Raw genomic sequence first — 12,883 nt, 5'->3', positions numbered from 1 at the left:
CGGTCTGAGCGGTATGTTGAGACAGCCGTAACCGGCGCTGCCGATGCGACACCCGGCCGATTGGCCGCACAAAAGTGACAGTTACAGATAGTCTAAGCGCGTGAGCTCACAGTATCCGAAGGATGAATTTGATCGAGCTGGCGAAGATATGCCGGTCGGTATGCACCGCGCCCAGCCCTCGAAATGGCGCTCAGTCGCGCCGTTCTTGATTCTTCTCATCGTTATCCCGCTGCTCGGATGGGGTCTGGCGCGAGTCCTCACCAATGCAGGAATCACGCCGTCACAGTCCGATTCGACTCAGTCGGTCGCACAGTCGGTCGCGCCCCCCTCGGGCGATGTGCAATCGGGCGAGCAGGCAGATGAGAAGCCAGAAGCTTCGGGAACTGGCTCAACCGACACACAGGTATCAGGCGAAGAAACTCAATCGTCCGGAGATGAGCCAACTGAAGAAATCATCGACAAGCATGTCAAGATCGGCGTCCTCAACGGCACGGGTATCGAGGGGCTTGCGGCCGAAAAATCCGCAGCGCTGAACGAGGCAGGATTCCCCGGAACTACCGCTGAGAACGCAGAAGGTTGGGTCTCCGACGTTTCTGTGGTGTACTACGCCGATCCGCAGATCGAAAAATCCGCCCACGAAATCGCCCGAGTCCTGGGAATTGACGAGGTTCGCGAGAACTTCGATGATGTCGGTGACTACGACGTGGTCGTCCTGCTCAGATAAGAGGAACCCCTCAAGAAGAGGCGGAAATATGGCTGACGACGCTCAGAAAGCTCACAAAGCCGCAACCGAAGGCGCGTACGTACGCGACACCGCCTACATTGCTGACAGGATTGTGTCGTCGATCCCGCCAGGATCCGCTCCGCAACCGCGATCAGGCGATGCACGTGAAGTGGGGAACATGTTGTGGCCGGTCGAGTCTGGCCGCTACCGCCTCATGGCCGCCCGAGCTTGCCCGTGGGCACACCGCGCTGTCATCATCCGCCGACTCATGGGTCTGGAGGACGCTCTGACACTGAGTCTGGCAGGCCCCACCCACGATGCCCGGTCATGGAACTACAGTGGGATGTACCCCGACGACCGTGATCCGGTGCTTGGCATCGAGCGCCTCTAGGACGCATACTTTGCGCGCGTGCCCGACTATCCGAAAGGGATCACCGTCCCTGCGATTGTGGATGTCCCCAGTGGTGCCGTGGTGACCAATGACTTTAACCAGATGACCATCGACATGTGCACACAGTGGTCAGGCGTGCAGCGTGACGGCGCTCCGGACCTGTATCCAGAGTCGTTAGTGGACGAAATCGAAGCCGTCAACGACGAGGTCTACCCGAACATCAACAACGGTGTCTATCGGTGCGGTTTCGCCGCTGACCAATCCAGCTACGAGGACGCCTATCGAGATCTGTGGCGCGCAATGGACTGGGTTAGTGATCGGCTCACCTCCCGCCGCTACCTGGTCGGTGACCACATCACGCTGGCTGACGTGCGACTGTTCACCACCCTTGTGCGTTTCGATGCAGTCTATTTCAGGCACTTCAAAGCCAATCGGATGATGATCCGTGACATGCCGGTACTGCGTGCCTACCTGCAGGACCTGTTCCAAACACCGGGTTTCGGTGACACGGTGGACATCCAACAGATCAAAGAGCACTACTACATCGTGCACGAGGAAATCAACCCCACCCGCGTTGTCCCTGTGGGACCGGATCTGTCGTACCTTCTGGAAGAACATGATCGCGAGCAGCTGGGCGGCCAACCGTTCGGACAAGGAACAGCGCCTGGCCCTGTGCGAGAAGACGAGCGCCCTCCCGCATTGACTGAATGTTAAAGAACGCGCAGCTCAGCACTGTCGGTCACAGCTGCCGGGCAAGGTGGCCGCTGGACGGGCTATCCGCCGGTACAACCCGCTTCATGACTGTTCGCTATGAGCGACTATGCCCGCCTTGCACTCTCGGGTCGAGAGTGCCAAAATTAGATTAGCACTCGCCAAGGCAGAGTGATAAAAGACCTTAGGGCTGGTGAGGTTACACCGGCAACGAGACAAGAACGTTGCCAGTGGAATCGTCCGTCGCGGGCACCGTCCCTACGATCCGCAATGCGGAAGGAATATACATAGCATGTCCAAGCTCATTCATTTTGATGAGGAAGCGCGCCGTGGCATGGAGCGCGGTCTGAATCTTCTGGCTGACACCGTCAAGGTCACGCTTGGCCCCAAGGGCCGCAACGTTGTCCTCGACAAGAAGTGGGGAGCTCCCACGATCACCAAAGACGGCGTGTCTGTCGCCAAGGAAATCGACCTCGAAGATCCGTTCGAGCGCATCGGCGCCGAACTGGTGAAGGAAGTTGCCAAGAAGACCGATGACGTCGCCGGTGATGGCACCACGACCGCAACCGTTCTTGCCCAGGCACTCGTACACGAAGGTTTGCGTAACGTCGCAGCCGGCGCCAACCCGATTGGAATCAAGCGCGGCATCGACCAGGCAGTTGAAGCAATCGTTGAGCAGCTGCACAAGGACGCCAAGCCGATCGAAACCACCGACCAGATCGCTGCAACCGCGTCGATCTCGGCAAATGATCCGGCCATCGGCAAGCTCATCGCTGAAGCTTTCGAAAAGGTCGGAGCCGAAGGTGTTGTGACTGTTGAAGAGACCAACTCCTTCGACACCACCTTGGAGACCACCGAAGGCATGCGTTTCGACAAGGGCTACCTGTCCGCGTACTTCGTCACCGACACTGAGCGTCAGGAAGCAGTCCTTGAGGACCCTTACGTTCTGCTCATGGAATCCAAGATCTCCAATGTCAAGGATCTGCTGCCCCTGCTTGAGAAGGTCATGCAGTCCGGCAAGTCCCTGCTGATTGTTGCTGAGGACATCGAAGGTGAAGCGCTGGCTACACTGGTCGTCAACAAGATCCGCGGAACCTTCAAGTCAGTGGCCGTCAAGGCTCCCGGCTTTGGCGATCGCCGCAAGGCAATGCTGCAGGATATGGCCATCCTGACCGGCGGTCAGGTCATCTCCGAGACCGTTGGCCTTTCCCTCGAGAACGCCGATCTGGAACTGCTGGGTCGCGCCCGCAAGGTTGTCGTCACCAAGGACGAGACCACCATTGTGGACGGCGCCGGTGAAAAGGACGCCATCGATGGTCGCATCCGCCAGATCAAGACCGAGATCGAGAACACCGATTCCGATTACGACCGCGAGAAGCTGCAAGAACGCCTCGCCAAGCTTTCCGGTGGTGTCGCCGTTATCAAGTCCGGCGCCGCAACCGAGGTTGAGCTGAAGGAGCGTAAGCACCGCATCGAAGATGCTATCCGTAACGCCCGCGCAGCCTCTGAAGAAGGCATCGTGGCCGGTGGTGGTGTGGCACTGCTCCACGCCGCACACGCAGCGCTGGACGACCTCAAGGTCGAAGGTGACGTGGCAACAGGCGTGGGCATTGTGCGCCTGGCTGTTGCAGCTCCTATCAAGCAGATCGCTGAGAACGCCGGACTCGAAGGCGGCGTCGTGGTGGATCGCGTGTCCTCCATGAAGCCGGGCGAAGGCCTGAACGCTGACAGCGGCGAATACGGTGACCTGATGGCTGAAGGAATCTCCGACCCGGTCAAGGTGACTCGTTCCGCACTGCAGAACGCAGCATCCATCGCCGGAATGTTCCTGACCACTGAGGCCGTTGTGGCCGACAAGCCAGAACCGCCAGCAGCGCCCGCTGCCGGTGGCGATGACATGGGCGGAATGTACTAAGCCGCATCTGATCTACAGACACCAATTGACTGGAAGGCGCTGACCGCATATCCAGTTAAGCGCGAGGAAGTCCCGTTGAGCACACGTGCTCGGCGGGGCTTCCTCGCATGTTCGCGACATCGTCACTTACGCGAACAACGACACGGTCTGCGACTCGGCATCAGCGTAGACGTTGGCAGCAGCGGATAGCTGCGTGCTGATCGAATCCAATGACGATTCAACCTGCGTTTGAGTTGCGCGCCAGGAGGCGGTCAACTCAGCGAAATTAGCTGACGCAACTCCCGTCCATGTGTCCTGCAGGGCCAGAAGATCAGCCATCATGGATGCCACTTCTGTTCGAATACGTTCGGCGGTGGCGCCGATATTGGCCGCAGATGCAGCAACTAGATCTGAGTCGACGTTATATGTTGCCATCGGGGATCATCCTTTCGGTTGCGCGAACCCGCGGTGGGCTCGTCACACATACCGTAGGAAGGCCAGCCACCCTCGAAAACATCGCGCCTGGAACCTGTGGATGCGCGCAGAGAATACCTCCTCCTGTGGATGCGCGGGGAGAAAGCTTTTTTTCTGTGGACGCGCGGGAAGAACGCCTCCTCCTGTGAACGCGCGTCGAGGGGGAGCCTGACGAGCGTCTTCAGGACTGAGAACTGGGGCGGCTGGGCACATCCAGCGTCTCGATAGCTGTTTCCAGTGAGGAAGCATCTTCGTTGTCGGAGTCGTCATCCCCATCGGAACCGGGGCGCGCCGCGTAACCATCCGCTGCCTCGGGAGCCAGCGCAGGGATGGTGGATGTCGTCTCGACGTCATCGTCGTCAGCCTCATCCTGCATCTGCGAGCAGTTATTCCGCTTCAAATGCTTGCGGCGAATGATGATGGCACCCGACGATGTTACTTGCGCATCGTCAAACTGACCGGTTGTGGGTCCATCCACCACTTCGATGCCGGAGGTGTTGTCACTGGCCGATGAGATATCAGAAGGATCCTTCTCAAGAATTGCTTCATCGAGCTTGGCCAGCTCAGCTTCCAGGTTTTCGCGGGCACGCGACTCCCAATCAGCAGCGCCAGGGGAGTGAAAGACCGAATCGCGAGCCAGCAGGCGGCGCACCACGATCCGGCGGGCACGCAAGTAGGCCAAATCATCGACTTGTTCGTATTCTTCACGCAGCGACTGACGGAATTTCTTGTACTCCTGTGGCGCGGCAGCGATCGAAGCGAGGTCAGCGTCCACCAGGACCTGCGCGTCCACGTCATCACGCGGGGCGGTGTGGATGGCGACCATGCGAATCAGGTCGGCAACCCGCATTGCCACGTCGTCGCTGATTCCCAGTCCGGTCAAGTGCTCGTGAGTCAATTCGGCGCACTCGGCGCTGACGGCCTGCGGGCTTGAACCCCACAAAGCCGCCTGCACAGCGCGGTTCAGGATCAAACCGTGGTACCACGCTGCGATACGAAGAACATCGGGATCGTGTGTTGACCCCGACAGCTCATCGAGATGCGCCAGTACATCGATCAGGTGCCGCACATTGTGCAGCGTTCGACCCGGCTCATTCCACCGGCTGAGGAGTTCACGAGCCTCGGCGTCAAGTTGAGCGGGCGTTGCGGTAGCCCCCAACTCCTCCATCGACTGGACAAATGAACTGAACAGCCACTGAGGTGCTTCAGCACCCATGACGATTCACACTCCTTGAAAGGGATGATACCGAGCTATGGTAGCCGCACTTGGTGTCATATTCCTACCCGAGAGTCCCAAAAAAGGCGGATGTGTGGGCGAAATAGCATCGCGCGCCCAGCGCACAGCGCCTCACATGCCTTGATCTGCCTCGTTTGTGAGGTCCTCCGCAGTCAAATGTGTGGGCAGTTCAATACGCACCGTCAAGCCGCCACCAGGGGTCGTTTTCAGCTCAGTGGTGCCGTTGTGCGCCCCAATAATCGAAGCAACGATCGCCAATCCCAGGCCAGATCCGCCCGTCGTACGCGCGCGTGAATCCTCAGTGCGGTAGAAGCGCTCAAAGACGCGTTTTTGTTCGTCTTCAGCAATGCCGGGACCGTGGTCACGGAATTCCACGATCGCCATGCCGTCGTTGAGCCCCAGAGCCAGCTCCACTGGCGTATCGCTGGACGTGTAGCGGTTGATGTTGCCTACCAGATTCGTGAAAACCTGCTGAATGCGGTCACGGTCCACATTGACCGTCAACGTCATCGGAGCTTTACGCCCGGACAGTGACCTGACGGTGATGTCGCGTGTAGGATCGAGCGCCTCAAGGTCGGAGGCAGCATTGTCAGCAATTTTGACGAGGTCCACCGGAGTCAGGGCAAGAGGTCGCCCCTCGTCAATTCGTGCCAGCGTCAGCAGATCCTCCACGAGGTTTCCCATGCGCGTGGCCTCGGAGTGAATACGATTGATGACTTCTGGAACCTGGTTGCCGGGCACGCCTCCCATCTGATAGAGCTCGCCGTACCCGCGGATGGCGGCAAGAGGAGTGCGCAGCTCGTGTGACGCGTCAGAGACGAAACGACGGATCTTACGGTCAGACTCGGCGCGCGTATGGAATGACTGTTCGACCTGACTGAGCATCGTGTTGAGTGACAATGCCAGCGATCCGACTTCAGTGGTTGGCGGTTCGGGTGGGATGCGCTGACTCAGGTCTCCGGCAGCGATGCGACCGGCAACGACCTCAATATTGCGCAGCGGTTTGAGAGACTTGCGCACCAGGTACTGGCCGATCGTCCCTCCTGCGATGACGATAATCATGGAGGTCAGCAGGAAGTAGAAAGCGGTGTCTGACAGTGTGCGCTGGACGTCAGTGAGTGGAAGTGCAATGGTCATGACCCCAACGGGATCCTGACTGCCTCGCACTCCCAGCGGAATCGCCATTGCCCGCCACGTGGAGCCGGGCAGTGACGATGAGACGGTGACGGGCCGCGTCCACCCGGATTCAGTATTGGCAAATTCGCCCGGCTCGAGCAGGTCGGGAATATTCGGCGTGCCCGAGTACTCTAAGGTTTCAGGCGACGTATAGGTCCAGGTCTGCCCGTCGGCGTGCACCGCGCGAATGAAAAATCGGGTTGGAACATAAGCGTTGGTGTTCGTCAATTCGGTGAGGGATTGCCGGGCCAGGGGTGATGCTGACGAGACCAGTTGCGCGTCGATCTGTGAGGTCAGGTGACGCTGAAGCAGGCCGATCATTGCTGCTCCAGCCATTGTCAGGCCGAGGGCCAGCAAGGCCACTGTCAAGATCACCATGCGTGATGACAGGGGCCGGTGTTCCCATATCTGCCGGGCAGATTGGACGGGTTGCACTGTCAGCTGTCTTCCCTCAGCATGTAGCCCACGCCGCGGCGAGTGTGGATGAGCTCGCCCGACGATCCTTCGACTGACAATTTGCGACGCAGGTAGGAAATATACGACTCAACGATGGCTGCTTCACCATCCCAGTCGTATTCCCACACGTGATCAAGGATCTGCATCTTGGAGACGACGCGCCCCTCGTTGATCATCAGGTAGCGTAAGAGCTTGAACTCGGTGGGGGATAGCTCGATATCGACGCCCGCGCGGCGAACCTCGTGAGCATCCTCGTCCAGTTCCAAATCCCCCACACGCAGCATGCCGTCATCTTCGCCGCTGTGGCGAGTGCGGCGCAGGATGGCGCGGATGCGAGCGACGACTTCCTCCAGGCCGAAAGGTTTGGTGACATAGTCGTCTCCGCCCACTGTCAGCCCCTGGATTTTGTCGCGCATATCGTCACGCGCAGTCAGGAACAGGACCGGAACCGTGATACCCGCTTCGCGTAAACGCCGCGTCACCGTGAAGCCATCCATGTCGGGCAGCATCACATCCAGCACGATGAGATCAGGGTGGGATTGAGTGGCCTCGTGAAAAGCGCTGGCACCATCCGCAGCAGCGATCACTTCGAATCCAGCAAAACGCAATGATGATGCGAGAAGGTCGCGGATATTCGGCTCGTCATCGACGACGAGCAGACGTGCTTCAGCGGAGTCGGATGAAGTCGGGATATGAACAGCCATACAGTTAGTGTGGCGGTTCATCCTGAAAGTTGGCTGAACGACGCGTGAGAGTTCAGCATGTTCTTCGCCCCAACGATGTGCCACTATTGACGATGAAAATTGAACGAATGATGAGGGAGACCGTGATGACAGATCCAATGAGTCCGGAAGGCATCACATTTACGCCGGTGTCGCCGGCGCTGGCTCGAGTGCGCACAATTGGAGTTCTGATCTTCGTCATTCCGCTTGCCCTGATCTTCGCAGTGCTGGCTATCGTGTCGTTTCCCTGGTGGTGGATCGGCACCGGAGTCATCATTGCGTACAGCATCTGGCAGATCTGGCTGATCCAGCGGCAGGTGCGCGCGCTGGGATTCGCATTCAGCAACGACGAATTCATGATCCGTTCCGGCATCATGTTCCGCAATCTCAGCATTATCCCCTACGGTCGAATCCAGTATGTCGATGTGTCCGAGGGGCCGATAGCCCGTCACTACGGCATTGCGTCCATCAAGATCAACACAGCGTCCAACGAAACGGCCGGCTCGATTGATGGCCTGCCGACCGACCAGGCAGCCCAGCTGCGCGACATGCTGGCTAAGCGTGGCTCTGAAGAACTGACGGGACTGTGAGCGATATGAGCAACGAGACCGCAGACCCATCGGGCGCACCTGCGCCCACAGAACCAGTAGAGCCGACAATGCGAACGACGCCCGCACAGCCATGCTCGCCTTCGCAGTCACCTTCGTCCGCTGCATCGACTCCGCATACGGGGGCGACTCTGCCCGCTTCACACACGCCGTCACAGTCCGAGCGAAAGAAGCGCACGGCGAGCGCCCTCGACAATGCGCTGCCGGAGGAAGGCTGGCGTAAAGTCCACCGCATTTCACCGGTCCTCAACACGTGGCAGTTCTTTGCTGCCCTGGTGGCATTCCTGGCCTACCAAGGCACCGGTGTGATCTCTGAGCTGCTTGACTCGGACGTCATCTCCCACATGCCGGCCCTCCATATCGCGGGCTACATTCTGGGAGCAATCGCGCTCTTTTCGGTGCTGGTGGGCGTGTACTCCTATTGTGCGTGGAAGCGCACAGCCTACGCTCTCACAGATGAAGCCGTCTGGTACCGGTCGGGCATCATCTTCCGAGTACAACGCCACGCCCGACTGGAAAAAATCCAGGCGGTTGACATCGTCCAGCCTCTGCTTGGCAGGATTTTCGGTCTGGGCAAAGTCACCATCGAAGTGGCAGGCGGGTCACATTCGAACCTGGAGTTCGGTTACCTGAAAACTGAAACACTCCACAATCTGCGCGCCGAAATCCTCGCACTGGCTGCGGGTGTCACATCCGGATCAGCATCCGCTGCACTGGCGCGTCAGGCACGTGAAGCTGCCGCGGAAGCTCCCGACGTTGACTTCGGTGAACAGGTCGCCGTAAGTGACAGTATCGGCACTGGTGCTCCTGCTCCGGAGGCACAGGAAAATGAAGTCTTCCGTGTGCCATCTGGACGTCTCATTGCCTCATTGTTCATGTCGGTTGGCCTGATTATCTCCTTCCTGGTGTTCCTGGCCGCCATGATCGGCATGATCGCCTTGATACTGACGGAGGGGCTGGCAGGCGTGTCAGGTTTCATCCCGATCATCGTCGGTATTCTGCCCATCGGCAGTGTTGTGTGGAGCCGTTTTGCCGGCGCGTTTGACTTCCGCGCAGGCATCTCAGCTTCGGGCATCCGTATTCGCAAGGGCCTGACTTCGACGCGTTCCCAAACCATTCCGCCGCGACGCGTCCACTCCGTGCGCATCACGCAACCCTTCCTGTGGCGCACCAAAGACTGGTACCGCGTCACCGTCTCGATGGCCGGCTACGCAGGCAATTCTTCCAACGGATCGGAAATGGCTGACGCCTCCTACGTGCTGCTCCCGGTCGGCACGCGCGAAGAAGCTGAACTGGCTGTGTGGATGGTGATCCAGGACCTGGGTGTGGATGACCCCCTCGCCCTGATCCACGACGGCCTGCATGGGGATAACCGCAGTTCCAGCCGCTACTTTGTGCCCAACCCGGAGCGCTCAAAAGTCATGGATCCGATTGTCTGGCGCAGGCGCGGCTCGGCTTTGACCGAACGGGTGATGGCGGTGCGCGATGGGCGCGTCACTCACACCTTGACGATCATGCCCTATGAGCGTTTCCAGTCTGTGAGCATCTACCAGGGGCCGTGGTTGCGCAGACGCAAGCTCGCTGTGGTCAATCCGAAACTGGTCAACGGTCAGGCACCGATTGCTGCTCACCATCTTGACCTGGAATTCGCCACCACGATGGTTGCAACCCTGATGGAACGAGGGCGACTTCGCCGTGACCATGAGCCGCCTGAACGCTGGATGCGTCGCGTGGCCCAGTCAGTGTCCGATCCGAAGGTTGCCGAGCAGATTGAACACAGTGCCAATGCTTACGAGGATTCACCTGAGGATGTTTCGCCCGCAGCTGGAGCTGACACTGACGCCCCGCCCGCAGCTAGTGCACCTGCTGCCGGCGCCTTGCCCGCAGCGGGCTCTGACGAGCGGTAGGGTAAACACTTGTGAATCCCTTGCACGACGCGCATGAGCGCCCGAGGCGCAGCGCGCATGAGCATGCGGGCGAACCGTCGCGTCGTCCGCGCCCTGACCAGCTCCATATCGGAATCATTGGGATGGGGCATGTCGGTCCTCCCCTGGGATCCGCGCTGCGTGCAGCCGGTCACGATATCGTCGCGGTGAATGCGTCGTCACCCCAGGCGCGCGAACGTGCAGAGGTCATGCTGCCGGGAGTGCCGATCATGGATATTCCTGACGTCATCTCCGCCGCCGACCTGGTCCTCATCGCCATCCCTGACGATGCGATCGAACCACTGGTGAGCGGACTGGCAGATCTGGGAGCGTTCCGTCCTGGCCAGATCGTCGCGCACACGTGCGGAACGCACGGCGTCGCCATCTTGAACAAAGCCCAACAGGCAGGCGCACTGCCGATCGCACTGCATCCGGCAATGACGTTCACCGGCACGTCCATCGATGTGTCCCGCCTGGTGGGCACACCATTCGCCGTGACCTCGCCTGCTGCGCTGGTGCCGATTGCGCAGGCACTGGTGGTGGAGTTGGGTGGAGAACCCGTGATCGTACAGGAAAACGACCGCACCTTATATCACGCGGCACTTGCGCATGGTGCCAACCACCTCGTCACACTGATCGTGCACGCCCGACGCATGCTGGAAGCTGCCGGAGTCGAACAGTCCGGCACGTACCTGCGACCCCTGGTCGAAGCTGCGCTGGATCGCGCACTGACCGAAGGAGATCAGGGGTTGACCGGCCCGATCGTGCGCGCCGATTCAGGAACTGTCGGCGCACACATCACCGCACTCCACAAAGCTGCGCGCCTGGCCGCCGAGGACAACGAGCAGGCAGGCGCGCGGCTGACCGATTCTGCCGACAACTACGCAGATATGGCGCAGGCAACGATCACGATGCTCACGCGCAGTGGCCGTCTGTCCCAACGCGCAGCCGACGAGCTGCGCACCGCCCTGATGGAGTCATAACCGCTTCGCCCCAGCACCTTCAATGTCGCGTGCGATCAGCGGCGCGTGCGCCAGCCTCGTCAATCGTGACCAGTTGCGCACCAATTGTGGTGGGAAGCAGGCTCAAACGGGGGAACAATAGAAGGGTCTGAAGGAGGCTGAAACGATGACCCCGATCGTTGCACATACTCGCGCCGAACTACATGATGCGCTGGCACAATTGACGGGCACGCGCGCACTGGTCATGACGATGGGCGCCCTGCACGAAGGACACCTGTCGCTCGTTCGGCGCGGCAAGGAACTGGCAGATCACGTGATCGTGTCGATTTTTGTTAATCCGACGCAGTTTGCACCCGGTGAAGACTTTGACGCCTACCCGCGCACATTTGACGCCGACCTCGCCAAGCTCAGTGGCCTTGATGTGGACGTGGTGTACGCCCCGACGCCCGATGACGTGTATCCGCACGAACCCGCCGTGACCATTGATCCGGGGCCAATCGCGCGCGTTCTGGAAGGCAAGACCCGGCCCACGCACCTGGCTGGCGTGGCGCTTGTCGTCACCAAGGTCATCCAGCGCGTCCGCCCCGATGTTGCGCTGTTTGGCCAAAAGGACGCGCAACAGCTCGCGATGGTACGCAACCTGATGGACGAACTCGACGTGCCGGTGCGCATCGAAGGCGTGCCGATTGCGCGCGATACAGACGGCCTGGCACTTTCCAGCCGCAACCAGTACCTCTCGGATGAGGAACGTGAACGCGCGTTGACATTGTCGCGCGCCCTGCGCACCGCTCATCAACGTGCCAACGAGGGTGACTCGCCCAGCGCAGTCGTGGAAGCTGCAGCGCAGGTGCTCGACGAAGCCGAAGGCGTGGAGCGTGACTATGTGGCATTGACAGACGAAGCGACTTTTCAGATCGTGGCGCTCGCAGACTCTGACCAGTCAGGAGTAACGGTGCCCACCACCGATCAGTGGCCCGACCGCGCATATGTGCTGCTGGCAGCGCGCGTGGGGTCGACCCGCCTGATCGACAATACGATCATTGACCGCCCAAAGGGCGCCTCGGGGGATGCCAATGACTGACCAGAGCGCACCAGCGATGGGCCCGCGCGCGGCCAGCTCGCCCGCGGAAGTGTACCGCCCGATGATATGCGGCAAGATTCATCGTGCGCGCGTCACCGATGCCGACCTGCACTATGTCGGGTCGGTGACGATTGATGCGGATCTGCTGGAAGCAGCCGACATCCGTGAAGGCCAGCAGGTGGATATCGTCGATATCAATAACGGTGAGCGGTTGACGACGTACACCATCGCCGGGCCGGCCGGTTCGGGCGTGGTGCAGCTTAACGGTGCCGCAGCCCGAAAAATCGGCGTGGGGGACCTGGTCATTATCATGGCGTACGTGTCCGTTCCAGAATCACGACTGGAATCCTGGCAGCCTCATGTGGTCTTCGTTGACCGCGACAATCACATCGTGGAATGCGGCGCTCATCCTGGTCGCGTGCCCGAAGACTCCGAACGCGCCCGCGAGCTGGACCTGCACAGTTCAGGTATGAACGAAGACAGTGGAGGCCTCCCTCGTTTTTCGAAGAAAGACTGAAACAG

At 59.9% G+C, this 12,883-nt stretch carries 13 protein-coding genes; 9 read left to right on the top strand and 4 right to left on the bottom strand.

All coding sequences use genetic code 11. The features are described from left to right. Positions 1-100: 100 nt before the first annotated feature. From QP093_RS04090 to groL, 4 genes are all read left to right on the top strand, one after another. A complete protein-coding gene (locus QP093_RS04090; RefSeq protein ID WP_285014838.1) occupies positions 101-724 on the top strand; it encodes a LytR C-terminal domain-containing protein in 624 nt (207 codons plus the stop codon). A gap of 28 nt (positions 725-752) precedes the next feature. Beyond that, positions 753-1,115: a glutathione S-transferase family protein gene (locus QP093_RS04085; protein ID WP_285014837.1), complete on the top strand. Its 363-nt coding sequence runs from the start codon at positions 753-755 to the stop codon at positions 1,113-1,115. Positions 1,116-1,133: 18 nt separating this feature from the next. Next, complete coding sequence (locus QP093_RS04080) at positions 1,134-1,829, top strand: glutathione S-transferase C-terminal domain-containing protein (RefSeq protein ID WP_285014835.1); 696 nt, start codon at positions 1,134-1,136, stop codon at positions 1,827-1,829. A 289-nt stretch (positions 1,830-2,118) separates the two neighbouring features. Continuing rightward, the gene (gene groL, locus QP093_RS04075) at positions 2,119-3,741 is read left to right on the top strand and encodes a chaperonin GroEL (protein ID WP_058237261.1); all 1,623 of its coding nucleotides are present in this window, start codon (positions 2,119-2,121) and stop codon (positions 3,739-3,741) included. Positions 3,742-3,867: 126 nt separating this feature from the next. Here groL and QP093_RS04070 read toward each other — a convergent pair whose 3' ends face one another. The 4 genes from QP093_RS04070 to QP093_RS04055 all read right to left on the bottom strand — a co-directional run bounded on the left by QP093_RS04070 (position 3,868) and on the right by QP093_RS04055 (position 7,767). Continuing rightward, positions 3,868-4,155, bottom strand: a complete 288-nt coding sequence (locus QP093_RS04070) for a WXG100 family type VII secretion target (protein WP_058237260.1) — start codon at positions 4,153-4,155, stop codon at positions 3,868-3,870. 220 nt (positions 4,156-4,375) lie between these two features. Continuing rightward, positions 4,376-5,410, bottom strand: a complete 1,035-nt coding sequence (locus QP093_RS04065; protein WP_285014834.1) for an HD domain-containing protein — start codon at positions 5,408-5,410, stop codon at positions 4,376-4,378. Between the two features lie 132 nt (positions 5,411-5,542). Continuing rightward, on the bottom strand, positions 5,543-6,985 hold the full coding sequence (locus QP093_RS04060) for a sensor histidine kinase (protein WP_285015084.1): 1,443 nt from the start codon (positions 6,983-6,985) through the stop codon (positions 5,543-5,545). A gap of 59 nt (positions 6,986-7,044) precedes the next feature. Beyond that, a complete protein-coding gene (locus tag QP093_RS04055) occupies positions 7,045-7,767 on the bottom strand; it encodes a response regulator transcription factor (protein WP_058237257.1) in 723 nt (240 codons plus the stop codon). 125 nt (positions 7,768-7,892) lie between these two features. On the opposite strand from QP093_RS04055, the gene QP093_RS04050 reads away from it, so the two are divergent. The 5 genes from QP093_RS04050 to panD all read left to right on the top strand — a co-directional run bounded on the left by QP093_RS04050 (position 7,893) and on the right by panD (position 12,878). Next, complete coding sequence (locus tag QP093_RS04050) at positions 7,893-8,375, top strand: PH domain-containing protein (protein WP_058237886.1); 483 nt, start codon at positions 7,893-7,895, stop codon at positions 8,373-8,375. A 5-nt stretch (positions 8,376-8,380) separates the two neighbouring features. Beyond that, positions 8,381-10,300 (top strand): PH domain-containing protein, encoded by a 1,920-nt coding sequence (locus QP093_RS04045; RefSeq protein WP_154955712.1) that lies wholly within the window; start codon positions 8,381-8,383, stop codon positions 10,298-10,300. Between the two features lie 11 nt (positions 10,301-10,311). Beyond that, positions 10,312-11,301: a Rossmann-like and DUF2520 domain-containing protein gene (locus tag QP093_RS04040; RefSeq protein WP_285014830.1), complete on the top strand. Its 990-nt coding sequence runs from the start codon at positions 10,312-10,314 to the stop codon at positions 11,299-11,301. Positions 11,302-11,446: 145 nt separating this feature from the next. Beyond that, entirely contained in the window at positions 11,447-12,361 is a 915-nt protein-coding gene (gene panC / locus QP093_RS04035) for a pantoate--beta-alanine ligase (RefSeq protein ID WP_058237255.1), read from the top strand. Further along, the gene (gene panD, locus QP093_RS04030; RefSeq protein WP_371935775.1) at positions 12,354-12,878 is read left to right on the top strand and encodes an aspartate 1-decarboxylase; all 525 of its coding nucleotides are present in this window, start codon (positions 12,354-12,356) and stop codon (positions 12,876-12,878) included. Before panC ends, panD begins: the two co-directional genes overlap by 8 nt. The last annotated feature ends 5 nt before the right edge of the window (positions 12,879-12,883 follow it).

This window comes from Pauljensenia sp. UMB10120 (genome assembly GCF_030212035.1).
Classification (GTDB): Bacteria; Actinomycetota; Actinomycetes; order Actinomycetales; family Actinomycetaceae; genus Pauljensenia; species Pauljensenia radingae_A.
The sequence above is the reverse complement of the archived record's forward strand: the minus strand, read 5'-3'. Positions and strand labels throughout refer to the sequence as shown.

What these genes read in the sequence shown, in the direction of transcription:
- QP093_RS04085 (WP_285014837.1), top strand. Translation starts at nt 753, where the DNA reads ATGGCTGACGACGCTCAGAAAGCTCACAAAGCCGCAACCGAAGGCGCG.
- groL (WP_058237261.1), top strand. Translation starts at nt 2,119, where the DNA reads ATGTCCAAGCTCATTCATTTTGATGAGGAAGCGCGCCGTGGCATGGAG.
- QP093_RS04070 (WP_058237260.1), bottom strand. Translation starts at nt 4,155, where the DNA reads ATGGCAACATATAACGTCGACTCAGATCTAGTTGCTGCATCTGCGGCC.
- QP093_RS04065 (WP_285014834.1), bottom strand. Translation starts at nt 5,410, where the DNA reads ATGGGTGCTGAAGCACCTCAGTGGCTGTTCAGTTCATTTGTCCAGTCG.
- QP093_RS04060 (WP_285015084.1), bottom strand. Translation starts at nt 6,985, where the DNA reads ATGGTGATCTTGACAGTGGCCTTGCTGGCCCTCGGCCTGACAATGGCT.
- QP093_RS04055 (WP_058237257.1), bottom strand. Translation starts at nt 7,767, where the DNA reads ATGGCTGTTCATATCCCGACTTCATCCGACTCCGCTGAAGCACGTCTG.
- QP093_RS04050 (WP_058237886.1), top strand. Translation starts at nt 7,893, where the DNA reads ATGACAGATCCAATGAGTCCGGAAGGCATCACATTTACGCCGGTGTCG.
- QP093_RS04045 (WP_154955712.1), top strand. Translation starts at nt 8,381, where the DNA reads ATGAGCAACGAGACCGCAGACCCATCGGGCGCACCTGCGCCCACAGAA.
- panC (WP_058237255.1), top strand. Translation starts at nt 11,447, where the DNA reads ATGACCCCGATCGTTGCACATACTCGCGCCGAACTACATGATGCGCTG.
- panD (WP_371935775.1), top strand. Translation starts at nt 12,354, where the DNA reads ATGACTGACCAGAGCGCACCAGCGATGGGCCCGCGCGCGGCCAGCTCG.